Raw genomic sequence first — 21,665 nt, forward strand, 5'->3', positions numbered from 1 at the left:
AAGAGGTGATTTGGGTTGAAGACAATACCTGTGACAAAAGTAAGGCAAAACATATATAAAATTCTGGAACAGGTAAGAATAAGTAGTGAACCTATACAGATAACTTCCAAAAAAGGGAATGTAGTTCTCATCTCTGAGGAAGATTGGAATGCTATTCAAGAAACTTTATATCTACTGTCAATACCGAATTTAAGAGAAAGCATTTTAGAGGCAGATAAAGTCCCATTAAATGAATGGCAATACGAGGAAGACTTAGGATGGGATATAAGCTAAAGTTTTCAAAACAGGCGTTGAAAGATGCAAAAAAGTTGGAGGCTTGTGAGCATGACAAAAAAAGCAAAGGAAATTTTAAAAATGCTGAAGCAAAATCCCTATCAAAATCCTCCTCCATATGAAAAGTTAAAGGGAGACCTTGAGGGAAAACTGTCAATAAGAATAAACATACAACACAGAATAATCTACCAGGTTTTAGAAGAAGAGAAAATTGTCAAGATTTATAGAATGTGGATGCATTATGAGTTGGGTGGGTGCTGAAAAATGCCCACCTTTTTTGATTTTCTCCAAAAAATAAATTTTATATGTTATACTAAATACTAACTCAACAAAGTCTTCATGGTTTCATTATTCTAAAAAGGTGGTAGTGCCGCATGAGAAAAGATTTCTGGAGGGATAAGACCATCATTATTACAGGGGCAACATCTGGTCTTGGGAAGGAAATGACAAAGATTTTACTTGAAAAAGGTGCAAAGGTTGTTGCCATTTCAAGGTCAGAAGAGTCTTTAAAAGGGCTTCAGAATGAGCTCATAATGTTTTCGAAAAATCTCTTTTTAATAAAGGCTGATGTGAGCTTCAAAAAAGATTGTGAAGATGTTTTTAAAACCATAAAAGATGAGCTAAAAACGGCAGATTTCTTAATTAACAACGCAGGAGTTGGCTTGAGATGTGAAGTGGAAGAAATAGATGATCTTGATCTTAAAAAGGTATTTGATACTAACTTTTTTGGTGCTTTTTACATGATGAAGTATGGAATCTCCTTTTTCAAAGAACAAGGAGGAGGCACAATTGTGAATATTTGTTCGCTTGGTGTGAAAAGACCTGTGCCATTTACAGGTGGATATACAGCATCAAAGGCAGCACTTTCAGCTATAGCTGATGTTGCAAGAATGGAGCTTAAAAAATATAACATAAATGTTTTAAATGCATATCCAGGTTCTATTTCAACAAGCTTTAGAAAAAAAGCTTTAGGAAAGCCATATCCAGAAGATGAAATTCGGCTTTCAAGGCTTTCGCCGGATGTTGCTGCAAGAAGAATTATCAGAGGGATAGAGATGAACAGAAAAGAGATATACACATCTAAAAAAGACTATATATTTGTGCTTTTTACCCGCCTTTTTCCACACCTTTCAGATTTTATAGTTGAAAAAGCATTTAAAAAAAGTTAAAAAGATTGTAATAGTCTTTGCACCTAAATTCCTTGACACGAATAAAAATACGTGCTAAAATATTTCAAAATTTAATTTGAAAATAACAAAAAGCTATTAGCAAAAAAGCAATTGTCCGACAAATTAAAGTAGCATGGTCGGACTTTTCATATATAAAGGGTGGGATTTGGTTGATGGCGAAGATGACGGTAGCACGGGCAATGGTAGAGGTTTTAAAAAGCGAAGGTGTAGAGATTATATTTGGCATTCCAGGTGCGGCAATCTATCCATTTTATGATGCGCTCTATAGCTCTGATATAAAGCATGTCTTAGTACGCACAGAACAGGCAGCAGTTCATGAGGCAAGTGGATATGCGCGCACAACTGGCAAGGTAGGTGTGTGCGTTGCAACCTCTGGGCCTGGTGCTACAAATCTTATAACTGGCATTGCAACTGCATATATGGATTCAGTTCCTATTGTGGCTATCACAGGTCAGGTAAATTCAAGTTTAATTGGAAAAGATGTGTTTCAAGAAGTGGATATAACAGGGGCAACAGCTCCGTTTACCAAGCATAACTATCTTGTAAAAGACCCTAAAAAAATTGTAAGGATTTTAAAAGAAGCATTCTATATAGCCTCAACAGGAAGACGTGGGCCTGTTTTGATAGATGTTCCTATAGATGTTCAGATGCAGGAGATTGAATTTGAAATTCCGAAAGAAATTGATATTCCTGGCTACAAGCCAAAAGAAAAAGGGCATCCTCTGCAGATAAAAAGGGCAGTAGAGGCAATAGAAAGCTCAAAAAGACCTGTTGTATGCAGCGGTGGTGGAGTTATTGCATCAGGTGCATCACAAGAGCTGCAAATTTTGATAGAAAAACAGAAAATCCCTGTGATTTCAACCCTAATGGGAATTGGTTCTATTCCAACAGACCATCCTTATTATCTTGGCATGATAGGTTCACATGGTCAGAAAGAGGCAAATTTAGCGCTCAGACAAGCAGACCTTTTAATTGTGATAGGTGCGCGGCTTGCAGACAGGGCCTTGGGTGATACAAAAATTACTGACAATATGAAGATTATTCATATAGACATTGACCCTGCTGAGATAGGAAAAAATGTTGATACAAATGTGCCAATTGTTGGCGATGCAAAACAGGTGCTTTCAGAGATTAATAAAAGAATTTCAGAAAGAAAAGATTTTTGGGCTCATGAGATTAAAGCGCAAAAGAAAGTTCTTCCAGATGATGACAAGCTTCATCCTTATGATGTGCTAAGAGAAATTTCAAGGGCATACAATGGAGATTATATAATCACAACAGATGTTGGTCAGCACCAGATTTGGGCGGCTCATAATCTATATATCAAAGAACCAGGAACCTTTATAACTTCGGGTGGACTTGGTACAATGGGATATGGCGTCCCTGCTGCAATTGGCGCAAAGTTTGGAAGACCCGATAAGGAGGTCATTGCAATAACTGGCGATGGAAGTTTTCAGATGCTTTTGCAGGAACTTGCTACCATTAAAAGAGAACAGGTGCCGATTAAAGTTGTCCTTTTCAACAACACAAGGCTTGGAATGGTATATGAGCTTCAGAAGAAAAGATGTACAGGCAGATTTATTGCAACATGCTTGGATGGTAACCCTGACTTTATGATATTAGCAAAAGCATATGGCATTGAGAGTATGAGGCTTGAGAGCAAGGAAAAGTTAAAAGAGGCTATTGAGATTATGAAAAGCCACAAGGGTCCATTTTTGCTTGAAGTTGTGACAAGCCCTGATGAGCCAACTATACCTTAAGGGTTTAATTGAGTTTACCAAAATTTTTGGTGATAGGGGGATGTAAGAAGGTGAAGTACACACTTTCTGTTTTGGTTGAGAACCACCCGGGTGTACTGTCTAGAGTTGCAGGGCTTTTTTCAAGAAGAGGTTTTAATATAGACAGCCTTGCTGTTGGCGTGACAGAAGACCCAACAATATCCCGCATGACAATTGTTGTAAATGGAGACGACTATATTGTCGAGCAGGTGACAAAACAGCTGAATAAACTTATTGATGTTATAAAAATCAAAAAACTAAACCCGAAAGAGGCTGTTGAAAGAGAGCTTGCGCTTATAAAGGTTAATGCTAATTCTCAGACGCGTTCAGACATTATTCAAATAACAGAGATTTTCAGAGCAAACATTGTTGATGTTTCGAAAGAAACGCTTACAATTGAGATTTCAGGCGATGAGGACAAGATTGAAGCGCTGATAGAACTTTTAAAACAATATGGTATTCGCGAGGTAGTCCGTACAGGACTTATTGCGATAGAGCGTGGAAATAAAGTCATATCAAAATCTAAGTCTGAGGAGGATGAGTAAAGATGGCAAAGATATTCTATGATAATGATTGCAATTTAGATTTGCTTAAAGACAAGACGGTTGCAGTAATTGGTTTTGGCAGCCAAGGCCACGCACATGCACTGAACTTGAGAGATTCTGGTATAAACGTTGTGGTTGGACTTTATCATGGCAGCAAGTCTTGGGCAAAGGCAGAAAGTCATGGTCTTAAAGTTATGACAGCTGATGAGGCAACAAAAGTTGCAGATGTTATTATGATTCTTGTAAATGATGAAAAACAGCCAAAGCTATTTAAAGAGAGTATAGAACCTAACTTAAAAGAAGGAAAGGCAATAGCATTTGCGCACGGGTTTAACATTCACTTTGGTCAGATAGTTCCACCACCATACGTTGATGTTATAATGATAGCTCCAAAAGGGCCAGGGCACACAGTCAGAAGCCAGTATGAAGAAGGCAAAGGTGTACCAGCTTTAGTTGCTGTACATCAGGACTATACAGGAAAAGCATTGGATATTGCTTTGGCATATGCCAAAGGTATTGGAGCATCAAGGGCTGGAATAATCCTTACTACATTTAAGGAAGAGACAGAAACAGACCTTTTTGGTGAGCAAGCAGTTTTGTGTGGAGGTCTTACAGAGCTTATCAAAGCCGGGTTTGATACACTGGTTGAAGCAGGATACCAGCCAGAGATTGCATATTTTGAATGCCTGCATGAGATGAAGCTCATAGTTGATTTGATTTGGCAGGGCGGACTTTCTTTAATGAGATACTCAATTTCAGACACAGCTGAGTATGGCGACTACATGACAGGTAAGAGAATTATAACAGAAGAGACAAGAAAAGAGATGAAGAAAGTATTAGAAGAGATTCAAAATGGTACATTTGCAAAGAAATGGATATTAGAGAACATGGCAGGAAGGCCAGAATTCAATAGCATAAGAAGAAGAGAGCAGAATTTACTTATTGAGCAGGTAGGGAAAGAGCTCAGAAAAATGATGCCTTGGATAAAACCGATAAAAGAATAAGGGTGAGGGGTTTTTAATGGGAAAAAGAGTTATAAAGATATTTGATACCACGCTCAGAGACGGTGAGCAAACACCTGGTGTTTCGCTCAATGTCAATGAAAAACTTGAGATTGCAAAACAGCTTGAAAAACTCAAAGTTGATGTTATAGAGGCAGGTTTTGCAATAGCCTCTCCTGGTGATTTTGAGGCAATAAAAGTAATATCTGAGAATATAAAGGATGCAGTAATAGTATCTTTGGCAAGAGCAGTTGAAAAGGATATAGACAGAGCATATGAAGCGCTTAAAAATGCTACAGCTCCGAGAATTCATACTTTTATAGCAACAAGTGATATCCACATGAAATACAAGTTAAAAATGACAGAGGATGAGGTACTTGAGCGAGCAGTTGCCATGGTAAAGTATGCAAAAAAATATGTGTCTGATGTAGAGTTTTCATGTGAGGATGCAACACGTTCAAGGATTGAGTTTTTGATAAAGGTATTTGACGCTGTTATAAAGGCTGGTGCAACAGTTATAAACATACCAGACACGGTAGGCTACACAACACCTGAAGAGATGAAAAGGATTATTCGAGCAATAAAAGAAAACATTCCTGACATTGACAAGGTCCAAATTTCAGTTCATTGCCACAACGACCTTGGCCTTGCTGTTGCAAACTCATTGGCTGCTGTTGAAGAAGGGGTTCATCAGGTTGAATGTACAATAAATGGACTTGGAGAAAGAGCTGGGAATGCTGCTTTAGAAGAGATTGTAATGGCTCTCAAGACAAGAAAAGATTTTTATGATGTTGATGTTTTGATTGACACAACCCAGATCTACCGAACAAGCAAACTTGTGTCTTCTCTTACAGGTGTATTTGTTCAGCCAAACAAGGCAATTGTGGGTGCAAATGCTTTTGCGCACGAGTCTGGTATACATCAGCATGGAGTATTGTCAGAACGAACAACATATGAGATTATTGACCCTGTATCAATTGGTCTTCCTAAAAACAGGATGGTTTTGGGCAAGCATTCAGGTCGTCATGCGTTTGAAGAAAGGCTCAAAGAGCTTGGATACACAGACCTCACAAGAGAAGAAATTGACGCTGCATTTGAAAAATTTAAAGTTTTGGCAGACAAAAAGAAGGTTGTACTTGACAAAGACATTGAGGCACTTTTAGAACAAAAGTCACTCAATATTCCAGAGACATATGAGCTTGTGAGGTTCCAGATAATAAGCGGAAATGACTTAATCTCAACAGCGTCTGTTAAAATAAAATCGGGTGATGAGGAGTTTGAAGAAGCGGCGACAGGCGATGGTCCTGTTGATGCAATCTTCAAGGCAATTGACAGAATAACAGGGCTTCAGGTTGAACTTGATGATTACAGTATAAAGGCTGTCACCCAGGGCAAGGATGCTCTTGGCGAGGTAACAGTCAGAATTAAGAAGGATGGCAAAGCGTTTTTGGGAAGAGGCTTATCTACAGATATTTTAGAAGCAAGCGCAAAAGCGTATGTAAATGCTATAAATAAGATGCTGTATAAAATTTCAGAGGAGTAAAATTGACTCTTTACAATTTTTTAAATTGGGTTTAAAATAATTAACAAATAAAAATTAAGGGTCAAAGGGGTGCAAAAAATGATAATACGAATATGCGGCGCAATCACAATAGTTAGCATTATTTCAATAATTAGAAAGAGAATAATTAAGTGGATTTATAAAATTTCATATGCCGCATTGCACCCATTTTGGCCTGTGTATGAGCAAAGAGGGTTTTTGAAAAGACCCTTAGGGCATCTTTAGAATTTGCAATCAAATTTGAGATTGAATTTTAAAAGCCCAGCCTAAAAAATCACAGGCTGGGCTTTTTTGATATTAAAAAGGAGGGAAAATGAAGTGGAAGATAATAAGACCATCATCATCTATGACTCAACCTTAAGAGACGGTGCTCAGGCTGGGGGAATTTCATATACTTTGGAAGATAAGCTCAAGATTGTAGAGAGGCTTGACAAATTTGGTGTGAAATTTATCGAGGCAGGCAATCCCGGCTCTAACATCAAGGACCAGGAGTTTTTCGCAAGGGTTAAAAAGATGAAATTGAAAAATGCAACGCTTATTGCCTTTGGTTCGACAAGACGAGTGGGAATTGACGTGAAAGATGACCCTAACATCCAGTCACTCATTGCAGCTGATACCGAAGCTGTTGCAATCTTTGGCAAGTCGTGGGATTTTCATGTCAAAGAGGTCTTGAAAACAACAGAGGACGAAAATCTTCAGATGATTTATGATACAATAAAATATTTAAAGTCCTTAGGCAAGTATGTTGTATTTGACGCAGAGCACTTTTTTGATGGGTACAAGAATAACAGAAAATACGCTTTGGAGACTTTAAAGGTTGCAAAGGAAGCAGGAGCAGATTCTTTGGACCTGTGCGATACAAACGGTGGCACCTTCCCAATGGATATTTACAACATCACAAAAGAAGTTGTTGAGATGTTTCCTGGGACATTGATTGGAATTCACTGTCACAACGACACAGGTATGGCTGTTGCAAACTCAATCATGGCTGTTTTGGCAGGAGCTCGTCAGGTACAGGGAACTATAAACGGATATGGTGAGAGGTGTGGGAACGCAGACCTTATCACGCTCATTCCAAATCTTCAGCTAAAGCTTGGTTTTAAATGTGTACCAGATGAGAACATAAAACACCTGACATCTCTTTCAAGGTATGTTGCAGAGATAGCAAACATGATTCCAAACGAGCGCGCACCATATGTTGGAGCTTATGCATTTACTCACAAGGCAGGAATGCACATTGATGCTGTCAAGAAAAATCCAGCTTCGTTTGAGCATATTAACCCTGAGATTGTTGGTAACACAAGAAGAATAGTACTGTCTGAGGTTGCAGGAAGATCTACAATTCTTGACAAGATTCGCGAGATTGACCCGACAGTTACAAAAGACTCACCTGTCACAAAAGAGATTATTGATGAGCTAAAGCGTTTAGAGAATGAGGGGTATCAGTTTGAGTCGGCAGAGGCTTCATTTGAGATGTTAATTAGGAAAAAGCTGGGGCTTTATCAGCCGTTCTTTACTCTAAAAGAATTTAAAGTTCTCATTAATGAACCGGCAGTAGAGTACAGCTCATCTGCAATTGTAAAGATTGCGGTAGATGGTGTCACGGCAATCACTGCTGCAGAAGGTGATGGGCCTGTCCATGCTTTGGATAGTGCTTTGAGAAAGGCATTAGAAAAGTTCTACCCAGAGCTCAAAGAGGTTCATCTTGTTGACTACAAAGTAAGAGTGCTCAACGCCGAGACAGCAACTGCTGCAAAGGTTCGAGTTTTGATTGAGTCAACAGACGGAAAAGACACATGGACAACTGTAGGTGTTTCAACAGACATTGTCAATGCAAGCTGGATTGCACTTGTGGATTCGCTTGAGTATAAACTCTGCAAAGAAAAAGTGGGGAAATAAATAAAGCGGGGCTGTCAAAAATTTGGCAGCCTCTTTAACTTTAGTGTTTTGTTTCTGAGTTCTATATAGTAAGAAAGCAATGTGGAAAATTGAGTTTTTAAAGAGTCCTTTACTTGCTTTTTAAAAACGAATTTTATAGAAAGTGCTCTTGGTGTTACTTTGTGATTAACAAGTGCTATATTTTTTCCATTCCAAGTTGGTTCAAATCTCCACATTTTTTATTATTAGTATGAGGTTGTTGAATAAAAGAAATAACCATATAGAGTAAACATAGTAACAAAAGAAAAAAGCTCCCTTGTGTTATAATTTTAATTTAAGAGAAAACCACAACAAACACAATGGGTAAAAAAGATGTACTCAGGAATATTAAGGCACAAAATAAGAAATTTTCAAAGCTGCTTTTTGTAATAAAAAAGGTTACTGAAGTTTTATCGTGCATAGAATAAAGATTGAAAGACTATTTGGTAAATCAAAAGGAGAATAGAATCTTGAGAATGTGAGACTCAAGGGATTTAGAAATTATAAAAAGGTATATTGATTGGATACTTTTCTATTTGAGCAACTTCTTAGAAAGTTAGAAGGTAAGAAGTTTTCTTTCGCTTATGAATGGAATCTATAACTCTTGTTTTTTATGTATTGTTGGTAATATTTTCTATTCAACAACCTAAATAACTATTTGAAATTACGACGAACAATTACAGTAATATTATTGTGTGTAGATATTAAATAAATTTTGAAATAAAATGTGTATTATGATATAATAATCAAAAAAAACTGATTTAAATATTGAGGTAGAAAATGAGAAAATTAATTAATTTAATTCTCTTAATTTGTTTTTTAACATTAGAGTTTTGCACATTTTCAGCAGAAGCTAGAGTAAATAAATATGTTTTTCTAAACATAAAAACTAATTTGCTACCAGATAAAATCAAAATTATATTTGGAGCAAATGATCCAAATGTAAAACGTTCTAAAGAAATCAAGAATAAGAAAATAATTACTGATTTAATAGATATGCTTTCTAAATGTCAGTCATACAAGCTTGGAAACAACAAATTGAGTCAGTTTCGGGAAGGGCCAAATAAAATAATATTTTACTGGAAGGATAGTAAAAAAGAGGGTATACTTTACTTTAATAATGGGTTTCCTGCTTATGATGGTGTAATTCTTATAAATGGAAAAAGTTATTTTTTAAATGATCAACTGGTGGTATATATTTTATCTATTTTGGAACATGAAAATCCTCAAACAGAAATTTCATCAGATGTAATTAATCTTTTCAGGAAGTACAGCTGGACGGTTGATTACTTGATAGCAAAAGGAACAGAAACTTTGCCAAAAAATTTAATTCACAGAGCTGGTGAGTATCCTTCAAAGCTTTTTTGGGCTTATGTCAATTATTTTCTTTCTGATTGTGGCTTTAGCCTAAAGCAATATCTTGGGAAAAATATAAACTATGAAATTTATAAGTTAAGAGAAATTACCATTATTGAGGGTGAACCTAAAGGTATTGTATATCGGCTTCCATCAAAAGGAATTGTTTTGAGATATAACAAAAAAATAATTGGTGCTTATATTGACGCTGAGGTAGATTTATGTTCACTTAAAAGAAGTACATTTTATAAAATTACAAGAAAAAAGTGGAGGGAAATAATTTACCAGTATGTTGACTATAATAATGAGTGGGAGAAGAAAACTTCTACAATGTCTCCTGTAGATGTTATAAAAGATTACATAAAAGCTTTGGATAGTCATGACAGTAAAAAATTATGGGCATATGAACCAACTTATGATTTGTTTTATAATTTGCTTACAAATTTAAGCGATGATAAGATTTACAACCATGAAAATGATTACTTATATCCTAACCATAATATCAAAAAGATTAAACTTTTAAGTATTTCTGAACCCCAAGAGTGGACATATGGTTCATTTAAAACTCTTAGATATATAGTATTTGTTGACGTAGATTTTTATGAATTTGCTGTGCAACCTGATGGGAAGGGTAATGCTTTTGTTCATGTATATAAAGAAAATAAAAACTCAGGCTGGAAAGTATTTTTGTCATTTTGTGAATAAAAGAATAAGAAATATATCGCTAATAAGCAAGACAAGATATTTGTTATTTATACACACTTTTAATGTAATTCACCCATTCCTCATATATTTCTTTTTCTGACTTTCCAAGCAGTTCTATGTAATTATTAGTCTTTAATAGCTGCAATACATAATACCAGCCATATTTTTTATCTATGTATTCAATGTAAGTATCTGCAGGAATATATCCGCCTATATTTGCAAATTTGATTGGGTTTTCTGTTTGGATATCTTCAAATGAAGGAATTCTTATGTTTTTTAATTTTCCTTTTTTCAATTGTCCGCCGTTGGTTAAATATAAGGCGACACCTTCATTTAGCCATTTTTTAATTTTTGGATTGAGGTTGTTGAATAAAAGAAATAACCATATAGAGTAAACATAGTAACAAAAGAAAAAAGCCCCCTTGTGTTATAATTTTAATTTAAGAGAAAACCACAACAAAACACAAGGGGGAAAAAGATGACTAAGAATATTAAAGCACAAAATAAGAAATTTTTAAAGCTGCTTTTTGTAATAAAAAAGGTTACTGAAGTTTTATCGAGGAAGATAAAGCAAAATAGAAGGGGACGACCGAGGAAATTTAATCTGTTTCAGATAATAGCTTGTTTGGTTTATAAAGTTAAAAAGGGGATAAAGAGTTTCAGAGAATTAGAATATCGAATAAATCAAGACACAGAGTTTAAGCAAGTAGTAGGTATAGAAGAAAGTCCGGACTATTCATATTTTGCAAAGTTGTCAAGAAAAATAGAAAAAGAATACATGCAAGATATAAAAGACATATTAATAGCTAAGATAGAACCTGATATGAGTATAGCGATAGTAGACTCTACGCCGCTGAGAAGTGCCAAAAATGATTCAGAAGCAAAAATAGGTATACATATTACAATAGGATTTTTCAGGGGATACAAATTACATCTTTTGTGTACAGGTAAAGAAGAAGTAATACCACTTTTCTGGATTTTAACAGGGGCAAATGAACATGACTCAAGACAAGAAGAGCTTTTGTATAGGGCATGGGGCTTTGGCTGTGAGATTGTATTAGCAGATGCGGGATACGATTGTAGCAGATGGTTTAATATAGCAAATGAGCTTAAAGTTAAATTTGTTGCTGGGATAAACAAAAGAAACATGAAAAATAAAAACAATGTTAGCAATAGTTTTAGAAGCAAGAACATAAGATTTTTAGAAACTGAAGAGGGTAAAAAGCTATACAAGCAGAGAACAAAGATTGAAAGACTATTTAGCAAATTAAAAGGTGAATATAATCTTGAGAATGTGAGGCTCAAGGGATTTAGAAATTATAAAAGGTATATTGATTGGATACTAATTACTTTTCTATTTGAGCAACTTCTTAGAAAGTTAGAAGGTAAGAAGTTTTCTTTCGCTTATGAATGGAATCAATAACTTTTGTTTATTTTATGTATTGTTGGTAATATTTTTTATTCAACAACCTATTTGGATTAATTAAATACTCATAGGCATGAACCATTTCATGCAAAAGTGATTGTTTAACACTTTCATAGTTGTGTAATTTTCCTGGATTTGCAGGTGAGGTTAATATAACTGTTGAACCTATGTTGTCGCCGATATACCAATCAAGGTTAAAAAGAAGAGTTATTAATCCGTATTTTTTAGTTTGGAACGTGGATTGTTTGTCATAAATAAATATTTTTATTTTAGATTTTTCTTTAATACCTAATTTGCCCATAAGATATTCTGCTCTCTGTTCTGCTAAATTAAAACAATCTAAAGCAGCTATTTCTTCTTTTTCGTAATATACATCAACCCACTTTCCTATTTTTACCTTCATATTTTTTGTTTTTAGTTGTAATGTTGGTATAAACGTGGTACCAAAAGCTATTATGAGGATAATAATCAAAATAGAGCTTATTTTAATTGCTTTGCTTTTTTCATGTAGTGCCTGCTCAACTAAACTGTGCAGTTTTGCACAGTTTAGTTGACCAGGTTGAGTGTTTTACACGTGAAAGGATCAAAACTATTGAAAATAAAACTGATTCTTCATACGTTGTGGACTGGTGCTTAGATAAAACGGGGAATTTATACATTGTAGCTATGAATAATACAAAAAAGGATATGCAGTTTTTAGTAATAAGAGGGTACGACGACAAAAATAACAAGATATTCTTAAGCTCAAGAAATGTCAGGTTAAAACCGCAGACTATTGACACAAAAGTTATTTCAGGTGTACCTACTTATTTGAAAAATCTTCAGGTTGAAATTGTACAAAACAAATCTATACCATCATTTGTTGTTGACTGGTGTTTGAACAAGCAAGGTAATTTGTATATAGTTGGCATAAATAATTCTGAAAGAGATGATAACCTGTGGGTAAAGATTGAAGGCTATGACCAAAAAGGTCAAAAAATTTGGCTTGGTTCAAGAAATTTTAGAGTCCGAAAAAGAACAATTGACACTTGTGTTGTCAATAATATTCCTGCATATGTTAAAAAAGTTAATGTATCAGTTTTGCCTGAGCAGGATGGTGTTAAGATTCAAGAAAAGTTATTTGACAGAGAGCGAAGAAAATTGTATATTATTATTACAAATTTTGGAAATGACAAAAACATAAAAATTCAAGTAAATGGTTTTGACGCAAATGGCAAGCTTGTGTACAAAACTGTGTATAATGCAATTGCAAAAAGTAATATTGTGGGAGCGCATACGATTAACATATCGAATAGCAAGGTAGAACGGGTAGAAATAAATGTAAAATAAAAAACAGGGGACCATTTTTAAAAATGCTCTTTTTCGGTCCCCAGTTATTAGTTTTCGGTATTTTTATGTTCGTAGACTATCAACTATTAATATGGTCTCATAAACATCTGTGTCCAATACAAAACTCCATTACTCTTTTTTGCAATCCCAACTCCAATCTCAGTAAAAGAAGGACTTAATATATTTGCTCTGTGACCGGGAGAAGACATCCATGCTCTTACAACTTCCTGAGCACTCCTTTGCCCATATGCAATATTTTCACCAGCAGCCATGAACTTTAGTCCAAAACTTTCCATCATTTTAAAAGGTGAACCGTAAGTAGGAGAGTAGTGCGAAAAATAGTTTTTGTTTGCCATGTCTTGAGATTTGAACCTTGCTACGCGAGATAACTGCCAGTTTGTCTTCAAAGCTGGAAGTCCTACCTTTGCCCTCTCTTGATTTGTCAGTTTAATTACTTCATTTTCTAAGACATTTAAATTGTTGCTATTTGGAATATTTATCTTTTGCCCAGGGTATATGAGGTTAGGATTTTTAATTTGAGGATTTGCTTTCAAAAGTTCGCTTATTCCAATTTGGTTTTTAACAGCAATACTCCAGATAGTATCCCCTGCTTGAACTGTATAAGTTTTTGTTTGTGCAAATGCTGTTGAAAATGATAAAAGAACTATAATGCTTAAAACTGCTAATGCTTTTCTCATAAATTTCACCTCCCCATTTATTAGTTTCTTAAATTGTTTGTAAAAATATAAGCAAAGATTTGCTAATTCCAAGGTACGTAATTCAATTTTCTAAATTGCAATATTAAATGCAACACTTTTTTAAAATGAACCGAAAATTGTAATTTGATTAAGACGACAAACTGTGTATGATAATAGTTGCGAATATATGCCTGCTTCCCCGCAGGAAAGAAGAAAGCTGTCATTTTGTGTTATATATTCTCCTATTTAGATGGTATCTCCTATACCTCCTACAAAAGCTTCTCTAATGTATCTGCTTCGCATATTACCTTCATTTCCTCTAAAAACTTTTCTATGCTACTTTTGTAGTTAAACATCCTTCTGGGAAGTCTATTGCAAAAGTCTTCAACCCCTCTTTATAGCTACTTTCGATATTTTGCTTATTTCTTTCCCTTTGGGTAAAAAACGCCAAATCAACTCTATTTGCCCGCTCGTTTGTTCCCCTCTCATATGCTGAATATGGGTGTGTATAATATCCTTCCGACCCTAATTCATTTAAGACTTTTCCAAGCCTACTTGCTTCACTACCATTGTCGCTTGTTACACTTTTGAACACTCTATTGAATTTCTCTCCCATCTTATCTTTGCTAAATCCAAGCTTTTGCCTACAATATCCAACAACTGCAGTAACTTCCCATTTATCTTTCAGTATCTTTTATTCTACAAACTCCAAAAATTTTTCCACCTCTAAAAGTTTACTTTTCCTGTTACACTTTGCTTCTTAATCTCTCATACACAACTTTACCAGTTTGAGCAAAGTATTTTTCTAATGTTACTTGTGTCAGTTTCTCATTTGAGTGGTTGTTCTTTGTTTTACTTCACGTAAAATTGTACTTGCACTTCTATGAAGCCCCCTTGTTATCTCTCTTATGCCATATCCTAATTTCTAATAGCTTTTCTATAATTTCTCTTTCTGCTTAACTTGGGTGTTTAAATCTTCTTCTCTTTGTGGTATGATTATCATAGGTCATAACTTCAAATCTCCTGCGTATGGTTTTGTCTTTTTATACTGCTATCATACACAGTTTGAAGCTTTGGCTTCAATATTTTCTTACCCTGTTGCATTTAATTTTACAACAAACACATAAAAGATTTTTGTTTAAAATACTTGACAATTATAATTAACAAGTGTAAAATGAAAACATAAACTACACATGTAAAAAATAAAAAGGAGTATACAAAAATTATGAAAGAAAAATCATTTCCAAAGATTTCAAAAGCAGAGTTAGAGGTAATGAAAGTGGTATGGAAAGAAAATAGAGTTTTGAGTGGCAGGGAGATTGTAACAAAAGTGATGGAGACAAATAAGAAATGGCATAAGAATACCATATTCACTTTAATTGATCGCTTAGCTAAAAAAGGTGCTCTAAAAGTAGAAAAGAAAGGGAAGTTCAATTTTTACACGGCAAATATAACTGAGGAGGAGTATAAAAAGGAAGAAGCAAGAGATATTTTACAGAGGATGTTTGGCGGGTCTTTTAGAAATGTAATTGCAACTTTTCTGGAAACTACTAATGTGAGTAAAGAGGAGATAGAAGAGATAAAGAAGATGTTAGATGAGAAGGGATGATGCAAGTATGATAATGGAAGTTTTTAAATGGGTGATGGTAATGTCGAGACTTGTCGAGAATTTTGTATATCCAATTCATAGCGTAATTTGAAGAGTTGTAAGATTTCGTAAGTATGGTATTTAATAAGAGGTTACCCCATTTTTCCATTTACCTCGCTTAAAGTTCTCTCTTTGAAGATAAATATTAATCTCAAGAACCTCTGGTACTTGAAAATATCCGCCAGATTTCATTCTTGTCTTTTCAATTATACTATTTATACTTTCTACTGCATTAGTTGTGTAAATATGCTTTCTAATCTTCTCAGGATATCTTATATGAGCAGAGTAATACTTAGCTTTTTCTAAAAGTCCTTTTAAAAAGCGAGGATATTTAGGAAGGTATTCATTGCAAAGTTGACTAAATGCACCGACAGCTTCATCAACATCAAAAGAAGATAATCTTATTTTATCTAATTCTTTATTGAATTTTGAACTATCTTCTTTTGTCATATGTCGTTTTACATTACGTTGCAGGTGGACAAAAGCAAACTTAAGGTCAGCTCAAGAGCAAGCGATTTTGACAGCATCTATTTATTGATAGGGAAGTCATCGCTTACAATTATTAAGACTTTTTTAAGACCTCTGCTAATTAAATCTTCAAAGACTTTCATCCAATCAGCTTTGTTTTCTTTGCCAAAGAAGGTGTAAATGCCAAAGATATCTTTTTTGCTATCTAAAATCGATGCCGAGAACGACATAGCAGGTAGCCTGTTTAACTTTTGAGTTGTCCCTAATTTCACCTCTGAATAGCTATCAATTGAAAGTAGCAAGGCATTTTCTGGTAGTTCTCGTTGTTTAAAGAGCTGGAGTTCGTTTTTGAGGTCATTTTTGATTTTAGTTATTTCCTCTTCTGAGTAAGGTAAGTCAAGGTTTTTAAGGGTTTGGATTAGCAAACTTTCAGAGTAGCTATTGGCAACCAAAGACATAAGTAAATCGGTGTAAGATGGATCGACTCTTTTATATGGCTGTGGCAAGACAGAGGGATAGAATAAAGGCAAAGATTAAAAAGCCAAATCACTTTTCAAAGATTTCAGAAGGTATTGCCATTGTAGAGGATGATAAAGGTTTAAAGGGTTTTTATGTATTTAGTTCAGACAAAAAATTAGATGTAGATAATGCAAAAACAGAAAGGCAGTATTTAAAAAATCTCAAATTGTTTCAATAACTTTAATAGTGTCATTTTGCAAAGAATATGTAATTTTTAACAAGAAAGGCTGCAAGAAGAATTTTTCTCTTGCAGCCGCATTTTTAAGCTTTGATTTTAATTGAGATTTACCTTTCCACCTTTGGCATAGGTGATAAGATTGAAGGGTTATTTGCCCTTGCTCTTATCAAAATTGCCTCAAGTAAGCCTCTATTCTTGTGTGGCTTTTCTGTGCATGCGATTATATCCTCATGTGGCAGGTTATTAATTCTGTCATTCATTGCTTTTATCGCATCAATTGAGTTTATAACAGCTCGCTCAACTGGCATTCTCTCTGGATTTATGTCAATTCCAAAATATCCCCTGTAGCCATACATCTTCATGACATAAAGTGCTGCTTCTGCCTGTTCAGGTGAGATAACACCGACGTTTAAGTCTTGGTCATAATTTCCAAGTGGTTGGCTGTTCCAGTGTGTATGATAGAGCTTTCCATACTCAAGTGCAAGTGAAAATGCATACGCCAAATCCTCAAATCCCATCAAAACATGTCCAACCTCAGGATTAAGACCCACTAAAGAGTCATCCTCTAAAATCTTTTTGTTTTCAGGGTTTTGCAGCAGTTTTTCAACCTTTTGTGCAAGAAGTATACCTTCGCCAGTCAGCCCGTAAATTATTCTTCCTCTTGGCTCATATGGTTTTGGCTCAATTGCAACCTTTACACCTGGCACAGCATCCATTGCCTCAGCAATACCTTCAGCAAACCTGTCTCTCATTCTTATAAAGTCAATTCCAAACTGGTTTTCGTATCCATCTCCACCGGGCCAGATGATACAAAATTCACAGTCAAGCTCTTTGTTTAACATCAAAGACGTTTTAAGTCTCTCAATAGCCTTTTTTCTTACTTCTTCAATGGGTGAGGCGAGTGATGAAAATTCGAAATCGGTTTCATAGAACAAATTAGGAATTACTGATAAAATCTTTATTCCTGTGTCCTTTGAAAACTTTTTGTAAAGCTCTAAGTTGTCTTCGTTAATTTCGTTTGGATAATGAGCCTCTAAAGCGCAAACTCCATAGTCTTTTAGCTTTGCGATGATTTCAAGTCTTTCTTCAATTGTCTTTGGTTCGCCAAGTGGTGCATGGAATCTGCTTGGATGGTCTGAAAAATACCAGATACCAACAGAAAATTTAAGGTCAAGCTCAAATGTCTTAAGGTGCTGAATCAGCTCATCAACGCTTCTTCTTTTCATTTGATAACTTGTGTTTTCAAGCATACTCAAAAACCCCCTTTAATCTATTATGAATTTTAAATTACTGCCGAATTTCAAGGTGCTTTTTCAATAAATCCAATGCTCTCAAGCCACTTTTCACAAAGCTTTGTCCAAACCTCAATATGAGGCGTGTCTTTAGCAAGTCCAAGGCCATGCCTTCCATGTGGGAAGATGTGAAGTTCAAAAGGTACGTTGTGTTTTTTTAGCGCCATTGCGAACAAAAGAGAATTTTCAACTCTAACTGAACTGTCGTCACTTGTGTGCCACAAAAAAGTTGGTGGTGTTCTCTCAGTCACCATGTTCTGGGAAGATAATGTCCAAACCAAAACAGGGTCAGGGGAGTCACCTAACAAGGCCTTTTTTGAGCCATCATGTGTAAACTCTGCCATGCTAATAACAGGATAGCACAAAATCATGCAATCTGGCCGGCATGACACCCTTTCAACAGGGTCGTTGCTTTTCTTGTCACCCTGGTCAAAGAGAGTACCTACTGTTGATGCCAAGTGCCCACCTGCCGAAAATCCCAAAACCCCAATTTTTTTTGGATTTATATTCCATTTTTTTGCATTGTATCTCACAAGCCTTACAGCTCTTTTGGCATCAAAAAGCGGAACTGGATGTTTGTAAGGTGATACCCTGTAATGAAGCACAAAAGCTGAGATTCCAATACTGTTTAACCACTTTGCAACAGGTTGGGCTTCATGTGATGCCCGGTGTGTGTATCCTCCACCTGGAAAGACAATTATACATGAGTTTTGCTTACCATTTTCAAGTATGTATGGTTCTAAATATGGTACAAATCCATTTTGGGGGTCAAAAAGTGAAACATCTTTTTCCCACAATGGTATCATGAATCCGCTTTCACCCTTTTGCCACCTTATTCTCATATACAACATTATAATATCATTAAAATAGAAATTTGCAAAGCACAATTTTATTTATAAAGTTATTAAGAGCGTATAAAAACTAATGAAAGATAGTGTAAAAAACTTTTATCTAAAGATGATATGTTACGTTTGACAATGTTGTTAAGAACATAAAAATTCTCTTTTATCAAATTACTTTGCAACAATGCCAATTTTTCTTTTGAGTTTAAAGCTAAATGTGCTTGTTAACAAGGAATACTTTGGTATGAGTTTTACAACGGGCTTTGTGAAGATATCTAAATACACTGTTGGTACACTCTTGATGACAGTGTTTTCCATAATGACATTTATTGTCCATCTCTTCGGTTTTAAACTTTGCTCACTTTATGCCACCAGTGGAAAACTTTGTTGTTACAATACTTGGAAATGAGATTGTAAACAAAACAGAGCTATCTCATGCTCAGGCTAATCAGGCTAATTTGATAGTTTTTGTGAATTCAGCTGGGTTTGGAATTGGATTTATGCTATTTTTAGCATACTTGTCGATAATAAAGGGAAGGTTTCTTTTACAAGGATCAATTGAAAAAGGCTGCTTTCCAACAATATTCATTTTGTTTGCGTTAGTTGGAGCGTCAATTGTGGCTCAAAAAGTTTGGCACAGAGCTTAAAAAAAACAGTAGGTACTTTAAATAATGTCTCTGTTTTCAATGTTTTGTCATATTTCCTATAGGGATTTGGTGCGTGGATTTTAATAGCTCTGATAGTTTTGCTCTTGATGTACTTGCTGAAAAAGCTTCCGTTTAGCCTTGCATACTGGGCATATGTATTTTCAGTTGGAATATTTGTACTGGAAAGCTTCAAGATAAACACAAGCCTCAACTTCCAGATTATAGATATCCTTTTGCAAAGCCTTTGTTTGGATTTTGCTGATAGTGTGGATGTTCAATATTGTCATAACATTGAAGAATGTGGTCAATGAAAAGCTTTTCGAACAAGTAAGAATTAGGCTGTTGGAGTTGAAATTTTCATTTTGTGATTGTCTTGCTCTAAGAGCATTTTTAAACATGCTTTTAACTCTTGTTAAATTGTGATAAAATTATTATCAATAAACTATAAATGCTCAAAGGTGGGAGATTTTCAAATGAGCCTTTTTCATTACATAGCAGCTGGCAAAGAGCTGAAACTTGGGAGTTTTGGATTAAAACAAAGTGAAGGTGAAAAAAGAAAAAAGTGGCTTGAGAAGTTTTTTGAGGAAGCAAAAAATAAACCAAAAGGGACAATATTTGAACTAATTGATTTAACAAATATAAATGAAGATGAAATTGAGGTTTATGATACATGGGAAGATGCAACAGGGATATATGTTGAAGAGATAACCAAGGAGGAGGAAGAGGTGAGAAAGCATTTTAAAAACAAATTTGTTTACAGAATATTTGGGAACTTTTATATTTCAGAAAGGCTAAAGAGAATTAATTATGAAAAATATAAGGCTCATAAAAAAGCGATAAATTTGCTTTTTGATTATATTTCTTCTAATTTATCTGAAGGAGAAATAATAGAAGTTTATAGCTGTTATTGGGGTGAATGGGACAGAGAACCAGAAATTATTTCAAACATTGACTTGAATAATTTTGAACTACCTGAGGAATTTGAGCTGAGGTGCGGTGAATATATTGTTTTCAAAAAAGGTAGTAAAATATTAAGTTAAATAAAAAAGACCATCGCCTTTTTTGGGAAGTGGTCTTTTTTTTAAAACCTCAAAGAAACCACCATATTGCTCAAAACGATAATGACAATTATAGCCATGGTAATTGCAAAGTAAATCAAATCCTTTTCAAGAAGGAACATAAAGAGCGAGACCACCAGTCTTGCAAATGGGGTTAAAAAGAGTATATAGAGCCCCACCTTTATTATTAAACTTGCAACCTTAGCATTAACTAAAATGTGTGCTAAAAGTCCAAAAGAGATTACAGCAATGCTAAGTACAACCCCAACCCTTAAAATCAAGCTTATTACCTTTTCTATATCCAAGCTTTTTTTACTTTCCATTTTATAACAACCCCTTTTTTATCATCTCAATTGATGTGTAAATTAGGATAATGGCAAATGCAACTTTTAGGTATTTTGACTTTATGTACGGCATGACCTTTGCGCCAATTAAAGAGCCGCCTAAAACCCCTACTGCAACAGCATCACAAATGTCATAGACTATATCCCCTCTTGCAAGGTATATGCTAATACTTGCTAAGGCTGTCACGCCCATCATGAAATTGCTTGTTGCAGTTGAGACCTTAAAAGGAAGTTTCATTATTGTATCAAGAGCCAGAACTTTAAATATTCCACTTCCAATTCCCAAAAGACCAGACAAAAGCCCTGCAAATGTCATCATCAAAAAACCCCAGAAGGTGTTTTGGGCGCTATAGGTTATTTCTCTGTTCAAAATTTTGTCATAGTAGCTTCCATAGAGCTTTAAAATCTTTGTCCATTTTGTTGCTTGGCTATATTCTCTTGGCTTTTCATCAGACGTTCTGTTTTTTATCATTAAAAAAGAGTTGTAAAGAAGAAGTATTCCAAATATTACAGACAAAATCTTTGTGGGCAAAAAACCGCTTAAAATTGCTCCAAGTACACCGCCAATGACTGTTGCAAGCTGCAAGAACATTCCGATTCGAAGATGCGTGAGCCTATCTTTTACATACGCAGAGGCAGCACCAGATGACGTTGCAATCACAGACACAAGCCCAGCTGCTGCTGCCTGGTGCATGTTAAGTTTAAATACAATTGACAAAAAAGGAATTATAATAAGCCCGCCGCCAATTCCCAAAAGTGAACCGATAAATCCAGCTATTATTGATACTACCAACACTTCAAAAATCATTTTTATACACTCCTCAAAAGTTTTCTGCAAACTCAAAGGCAGGATAATTACTAATAACTATTATTATATCACCAATTTCCTA

Annotated in this window: 26 protein-coding genes and 3 pseudogenes; 18 read left to right on the plus strand and 11 right to left on the minus strand. The window is 35.0% G+C overall.

Annotated features, from left to right (window positions below; genetic code table 11):
- Positions 1-15: 15 nt before the first annotated feature.
- The 11 genes and pseudogenes from ELD05_RS02600 to ELD05_RS02645 all read left to right on the plus strand — a co-directional run bounded on the left by ELD05_RS02600 (position 16) and on the right by ELD05_RS02645 (position 10,326).
- Complete coding sequence (locus ELD05_RS02600; protein ID WP_127351245.1) at positions 16-273, plus strand: type II toxin-antitoxin system Phd/YefM family antitoxin; 258 nt, start codon at positions 16-18, stop codon at positions 271-273.
- Positions 258-534 (plus strand): annotated as a pseudogene (locus ELD05_RS02605) (Txe/YoeB family addiction module toxin). Before ELD05_RS02600 ends, ELD05_RS02605 begins: the two are co-directional and overlap by 16 nt.
- Positions 535-647: 113 nt before the next feature.
- Positions 648-1,442 carry an SDR family NAD(P)-dependent oxidoreductase gene (locus ELD05_RS02610; RefSeq protein WP_127351246.1) on the plus strand — a complete coding sequence of 265 codons (795 nt, stop codon included), beginning with the start codon at positions 648-650 and terminating at the stop codon, positions 1,440-1,442.
- A gap of 173 nt (positions 1,443-1,615) precedes the next feature.
- The gene (gene ilvB, locus ELD05_RS02615) at positions 1,616-3,223 is read left to right on the plus strand and encodes a biosynthetic-type acetolactate synthase large subunit (RefSeq protein WP_127351247.1); all 1,608 of its coding nucleotides are present in this window, start codon (positions 1,616-1,618) and stop codon (positions 3,221-3,223) included.
- Positions 3,224-3,273: 50 nt separating this feature from the next.
- The gene (gene ilvN / locus ELD05_RS02620; RefSeq protein ID WP_013404018.1) at positions 3,274-3,786 is read left to right on the plus strand and encodes an acetolactate synthase small subunit; all 513 of its coding nucleotides are present in this window, start codon (positions 3,274-3,276) and stop codon (positions 3,784-3,786) included.
- A gap of 2 nt (positions 3,787-3,788) precedes the next feature.
- Positions 3,789-4,790: a ketol-acid reductoisomerase gene (gene ilvC, locus ELD05_RS02625; protein WP_127351248.1), complete on the plus strand. Its 1,002-nt coding sequence runs from the start codon at positions 3,789-3,791 to the stop codon at positions 4,788-4,790.
- 16 nt (positions 4,791-4,806) lie between these two features.
- A complete protein-coding gene (locus tag ELD05_RS02630) occupies positions 4,807-6,330 on the plus strand; it encodes a 2-isopropylmalate synthase (RefSeq protein ID WP_127351249.1) in 1,524 nt (507 codons plus the stop codon).
- A 78-nt stretch (positions 6,331-6,408) separates the two neighbouring features.
- The gene (locus ELD05_RS13965; protein ID WP_013404015.1) at positions 6,409-6,573 is read left to right on the plus strand and encodes a hypothetical protein; all 165 of its coding nucleotides are present in this window, start codon (positions 6,409-6,411) and stop codon (positions 6,571-6,573) included.
- A 93-nt stretch (positions 6,574-6,666) separates the two neighbouring features.
- The gene (cimA, locus tag ELD05_RS02635) at positions 6,667-8,247 is read left to right on the plus strand and encodes a citramalate synthase (protein WP_127351250.1); all 1,581 of its coding nucleotides are present in this window, start codon (positions 6,667-6,669) and stop codon (positions 8,245-8,247) included.
- A gap of 439 nt (positions 8,248-8,686) precedes the next feature.
- Positions 8,687-8,866: pseudogene (locus ELD05_RS15120) on the plus strand (ISNCY family transposase); the annotation flags it as partial.
- Positions 8,867-9,045: 179 nt separating this feature from the next.
- The gene (locus tag ELD05_RS02645) at positions 9,046-10,326 is read left to right on the plus strand and encodes a DUF4830 domain-containing protein (protein WP_127351251.1); all 1,281 of its coding nucleotides are present in this window, start codon (positions 9,046-9,048) and stop codon (positions 10,324-10,326) included.
- A 43-nt stretch (positions 10,327-10,369) separates the two neighbouring features.
- On the opposite strand, the gene ELD05_RS02650 is transcribed toward ELD05_RS02645, so the two are convergent.
- Complete coding sequence (locus tag ELD05_RS02650) at positions 10,370-10,621, minus strand: hypothetical protein (protein ID WP_241243585.1); 252 nt, start codon at positions 10,619-10,621, stop codon at positions 10,370-10,372.
- 183 nt (positions 10,622-10,804) lie between these two features.
- Between ELD05_RS02650 and ELD05_RS02655 the strand changes: the two genes are divergently transcribed.
- Positions 10,805-11,749 (plus strand): transposase, encoded by a 945-nt coding sequence (locus tag ELD05_RS02655; protein ID WP_127350942.1) that lies wholly within the window; start codon positions 10,805-10,807, stop codon positions 11,747-11,749.
- 7 nt (positions 11,750-11,756) lie between these two features.
- Here the strand turns inward: ELD05_RS02655 and ELD05_RS02660 are convergent, their stop codons facing one another.
- Positions 11,757-12,224, minus strand: coding sequence for a hypothetical protein (locus ELD05_RS02660; RefSeq protein WP_241243586.1), 468 nt, complete (start codon positions 12,222-12,224; stop codon positions 11,757-11,759).
- A 38-nt stretch (positions 12,225-12,262) separates the two neighbouring features.
- Between ELD05_RS02660 and ELD05_RS02665 the strand changes: the two genes are divergently transcribed.
- On the plus strand, positions 12,263-13,081 hold the full coding sequence (locus ELD05_RS02665) for a hypothetical protein (RefSeq protein ID WP_206516905.1): 819 nt from the start codon (positions 12,263-12,265) through the stop codon (positions 13,079-13,081).
- A gap of 86 nt (positions 13,082-13,167) precedes the next feature.
- On the opposite strand, the gene safA is transcribed toward ELD05_RS02665, so the two are convergent.
- Both safA and ELD05_RS15125 read right to left on the minus strand, forming a co-directional pair.
- Positions 13,168-13,779 (minus strand): SafA/ExsA family spore coat assembly protein, encoded by a 612-nt coding sequence (safA, locus tag ELD05_RS02670; RefSeq protein ID WP_127351253.1) that lies wholly within the window; start codon positions 13,777-13,779, stop codon positions 13,168-13,170.
- Positions 13,780-14,048: 269 nt separating this feature from the next.
- Positions 14,049-14,789 (minus strand): annotated as a pseudogene (locus ELD05_RS15125) (IS30 family transposase).
- A 215-nt stretch (positions 14,790-15,004) separates the two neighbouring features.
- On the opposite strand from ELD05_RS15125, the gene ELD05_RS02680 reads away from it, so the two are divergent.
- A complete protein-coding gene (locus ELD05_RS02680; RefSeq protein ID WP_127351254.1) occupies positions 15,005-15,388 on the plus strand; it encodes a BlaI/MecI/CopY family transcriptional regulator in 384 nt (127 codons plus the stop codon).
- Positions 15,389-15,508: 120 nt separating this feature from the next.
- Here ELD05_RS02680 and ELD05_RS14720 read toward each other — a convergent pair whose 3' ends face one another.
- Together ELD05_RS14720 and ELD05_RS14725 are read right to left on the minus strand one after the other, a co-directional pair.
- Positions 15,509-15,877, minus strand: a complete 369-nt coding sequence (locus tag ELD05_RS14720; RefSeq protein WP_277601427.1) for a transposase — start codon at positions 15,875-15,877, stop codon at positions 15,509-15,511.
- Positions 15,878-15,954: 77 nt separating this feature from the next.
- Positions 15,955-16,425, minus strand: a complete 471-nt coding sequence (locus ELD05_RS14725) for a transposase (protein ID WP_307720915.1) — start codon at positions 16,423-16,425, stop codon at positions 15,955-15,957.
- Between ELD05_RS14725 and ELD05_RS02690 the strand changes: the two genes are divergently transcribed.
- Positions 16,371-16,592 carry a hypothetical protein gene (locus ELD05_RS02690; RefSeq protein ID WP_164742545.1) on the plus strand — a complete coding sequence of 74 codons (222 nt, stop codon included), beginning with the start codon at positions 16,371-16,373 and terminating at the stop codon, positions 16,590-16,592. The two genes, ELD05_RS14725 and ELD05_RS02690, sit on opposite strands and share 55 nt — an antisense overlap.
- A 107-nt stretch (positions 16,593-16,699) precedes the next feature.
- On the opposite strand, the gene ELD05_RS02695 is transcribed toward ELD05_RS02690, so the two are convergent.
- The 3 genes from ELD05_RS02695 to ELD05_RS13970 form a co-directional block, all read right to left on the minus strand.
- On the minus strand, positions 16,700-17,842 hold the full coding sequence (locus ELD05_RS02695; RefSeq protein WP_127351256.1) for a TIM barrel protein: 1,143 nt from the start codon (positions 17,840-17,842) through the stop codon (positions 16,700-16,702).
- Between the two features lie 50 nt (positions 17,843-17,892).
- Positions 17,893-18,690: an alpha/beta hydrolase gene (locus tag ELD05_RS02700; protein WP_127351257.1), complete on the minus strand. Its 798-nt coding sequence runs from the start codon at positions 18,688-18,690 to the stop codon at positions 17,893-17,895.
- 207 nt (positions 18,691-18,897) lie between these two features.
- Entirely contained in the window at positions 18,898-19,044 is a 147-nt protein-coding gene (locus ELD05_RS13970; RefSeq protein ID WP_164742570.1) for a hypothetical protein, read from the minus strand.
- Between the two features lie 11 nt (positions 19,045-19,055).
- Between ELD05_RS13970 and ELD05_RS14730 the strand changes: the two genes are divergently transcribed.
- The 3 genes from ELD05_RS14730 (at position 19,056) to ELD05_RS02715 (ending at position 20,413) form a co-directional block, all read left to right on the plus strand.
- A complete protein-coding gene (locus tag ELD05_RS14730) occupies positions 19,056-19,373 on the plus strand; it encodes an SLAC1 family transporter (protein ID WP_127351258.1) in 318 nt (105 codons plus the stop codon).
- A gap of 107 nt (positions 19,374-19,480) precedes the next feature.
- Positions 19,481-19,684, plus strand: a complete 204-nt coding sequence (locus ELD05_RS14735) for a hypothetical protein (protein WP_127351259.1) — start codon at positions 19,481-19,483, stop codon at positions 19,682-19,684.
- 162 nt (positions 19,685-19,846) lie between these two features.
- A complete protein-coding gene (locus ELD05_RS02715) occupies positions 19,847-20,413 on the plus strand; it encodes a hypothetical protein (RefSeq protein WP_127351260.1) in 567 nt (188 codons plus the stop codon).
- Positions 20,414-20,454: 41 nt separating this feature from the next.
- Here ELD05_RS02715 and ELD05_RS02720 read toward each other — a convergent pair whose 3' ends face one another.
- Together ELD05_RS02720 and ELD05_RS02725 are read right to left on the minus strand one after the other, a co-directional pair.
- Complete coding sequence (locus ELD05_RS02720; protein WP_127351261.1) at positions 20,455-20,754, minus strand: DUF1634 domain-containing protein; 300 nt, start codon at positions 20,752-20,754, stop codon at positions 20,455-20,457.
- A gap of 1 nt (position 20,755) precedes the next feature.
- Positions 20,756-21,583, minus strand: coding sequence for a sulfite exporter TauE/SafE family protein (locus ELD05_RS02725; RefSeq protein WP_127351262.1), 828 nt, complete (start codon positions 21,581-21,583; stop codon positions 20,756-20,758).
- Positions 21,584-21,665: the final 82 nt, after the last annotated feature.

The sequence above is a fragment of the Caldicellulosiruptor changbaiensis genome, from assembly GCF_003999255.1.
Classification (GTDB): Bacteria; Bacillota; Thermoanaerobacteria; order Caldicellulosiruptorales; family Caldicellulosiruptoraceae; genus Caldicellulosiruptor; species Caldicellulosiruptor changbaiensis.

Excerpts from the sequence above, each read along its gene's own strand:
- ELD05_RS02610 (WP_127351246.1), top strand. The coding sequence starts at position 648 with ATGAGAAAAGATTTCTGGAGGGATAAGACCATCATTATTACAGGGGCA.
- ilvB (WP_127351247.1), top strand. The coding sequence starts at position 1,616 with ATGGCGAAGATGACGGTAGCACGGGCAATGGTAGAGGTTTTAAAAAGC.
- ilvC (WP_127351248.1), top strand. The coding sequence starts at position 3,789 with ATGGCAAAGATATTCTATGATAATGATTGCAATTTAGATTTGCTTAAA.
- ELD05_RS02630 (WP_127351249.1), top strand. The coding sequence starts at position 4,807 with ATGGGAAAAAGAGTTATAAAGATATTTGATACCACGCTCAGAGACGGT.
- ELD05_RS13965 (WP_013404015.1), top strand. The coding sequence starts at position 6,409 with ATGATAATACGAATATGCGGCGCAATCACAATAGTTAGCATTATTTCA.
- ELD05_RS02645 (WP_127351251.1), top strand. The coding sequence starts at position 9,046 with ATGAGAAAATTAATTAATTTAATTCTCTTAATTTGTTTTTTAACATTA.
- ELD05_RS02655 (WP_127350942.1), top strand. The coding sequence starts at position 10,805 with ATGACTAAGAATATTAAAGCACAAAATAAGAAATTTTTAAAGCTGCTT.
- safA (WP_127351253.1), bottom strand. The coding sequence starts at position 13,779 with ATGAGAAAAGCATTAGCAGTTTTAAGCATTATAGTTCTTTTATCATTT.
- ELD05_RS02680 (WP_127351254.1), top strand. The coding sequence starts at position 15,005 with ATGAAAGAAAAATCATTTCCAAAGATTTCAAAAGCAGAGTTAGAGGTA.
- ELD05_RS14720 (WP_277601427.1), bottom strand. The coding sequence starts at position 15,877 with ATGACAAAAGAAGATAGTTCAAAATTCAATAAAGAATTAGATAAAATA.
- ELD05_RS02690 (WP_164742545.1), top strand. The coding sequence starts at position 16,371 with ATGGATCGACTCTTTTATATGGCTGTGGCAAGACAGAGGGATAGAATA.
- ELD05_RS02695 (WP_127351256.1), bottom strand. The coding sequence starts at position 17,842 with ATGCTTGAAAACACAAGTTATCAAATGAAAAGAAGAAGCGTTGATGAG.
- ELD05_RS02700 (WP_127351257.1), bottom strand. The coding sequence starts at position 18,690 with ATGATACCATTGTGGGAAAAAGATGTTTCACTTTTTGACCCCCAAAAT.
- ELD05_RS13970 (WP_164742570.1), bottom strand. The coding sequence starts at position 19,044 with ATGGAAAACACTGTCATCAAGAGTGTACCAACAGTGTATTTAGATATC.
- ELD05_RS14735 (WP_127351259.1), top strand. The coding sequence starts at position 19,481 with ATGTACTTGCTGAAAAAGCTTCCGTTTAGCCTTGCATACTGGGCATAT.
- ELD05_RS02715 (WP_127351260.1), top strand. The coding sequence starts at position 19,847 with ATGAGCCTTTTTCATTACATAGCAGCTGGCAAAGAGCTGAAACTTGGG.
- ELD05_RS02720 (WP_127351261.1), bottom strand. The coding sequence starts at position 20,754 with ATGGAAAGTAAAAAAAGCTTGGATATAGAAAAGGTAATAAGCTTGATT.
- ELD05_RS02725 (WP_127351262.1), bottom strand. The coding sequence starts at position 21,583 with ATGATTTTTGAAGTGTTGGTAGTATCAATAATAGCTGGATTTATCGGT.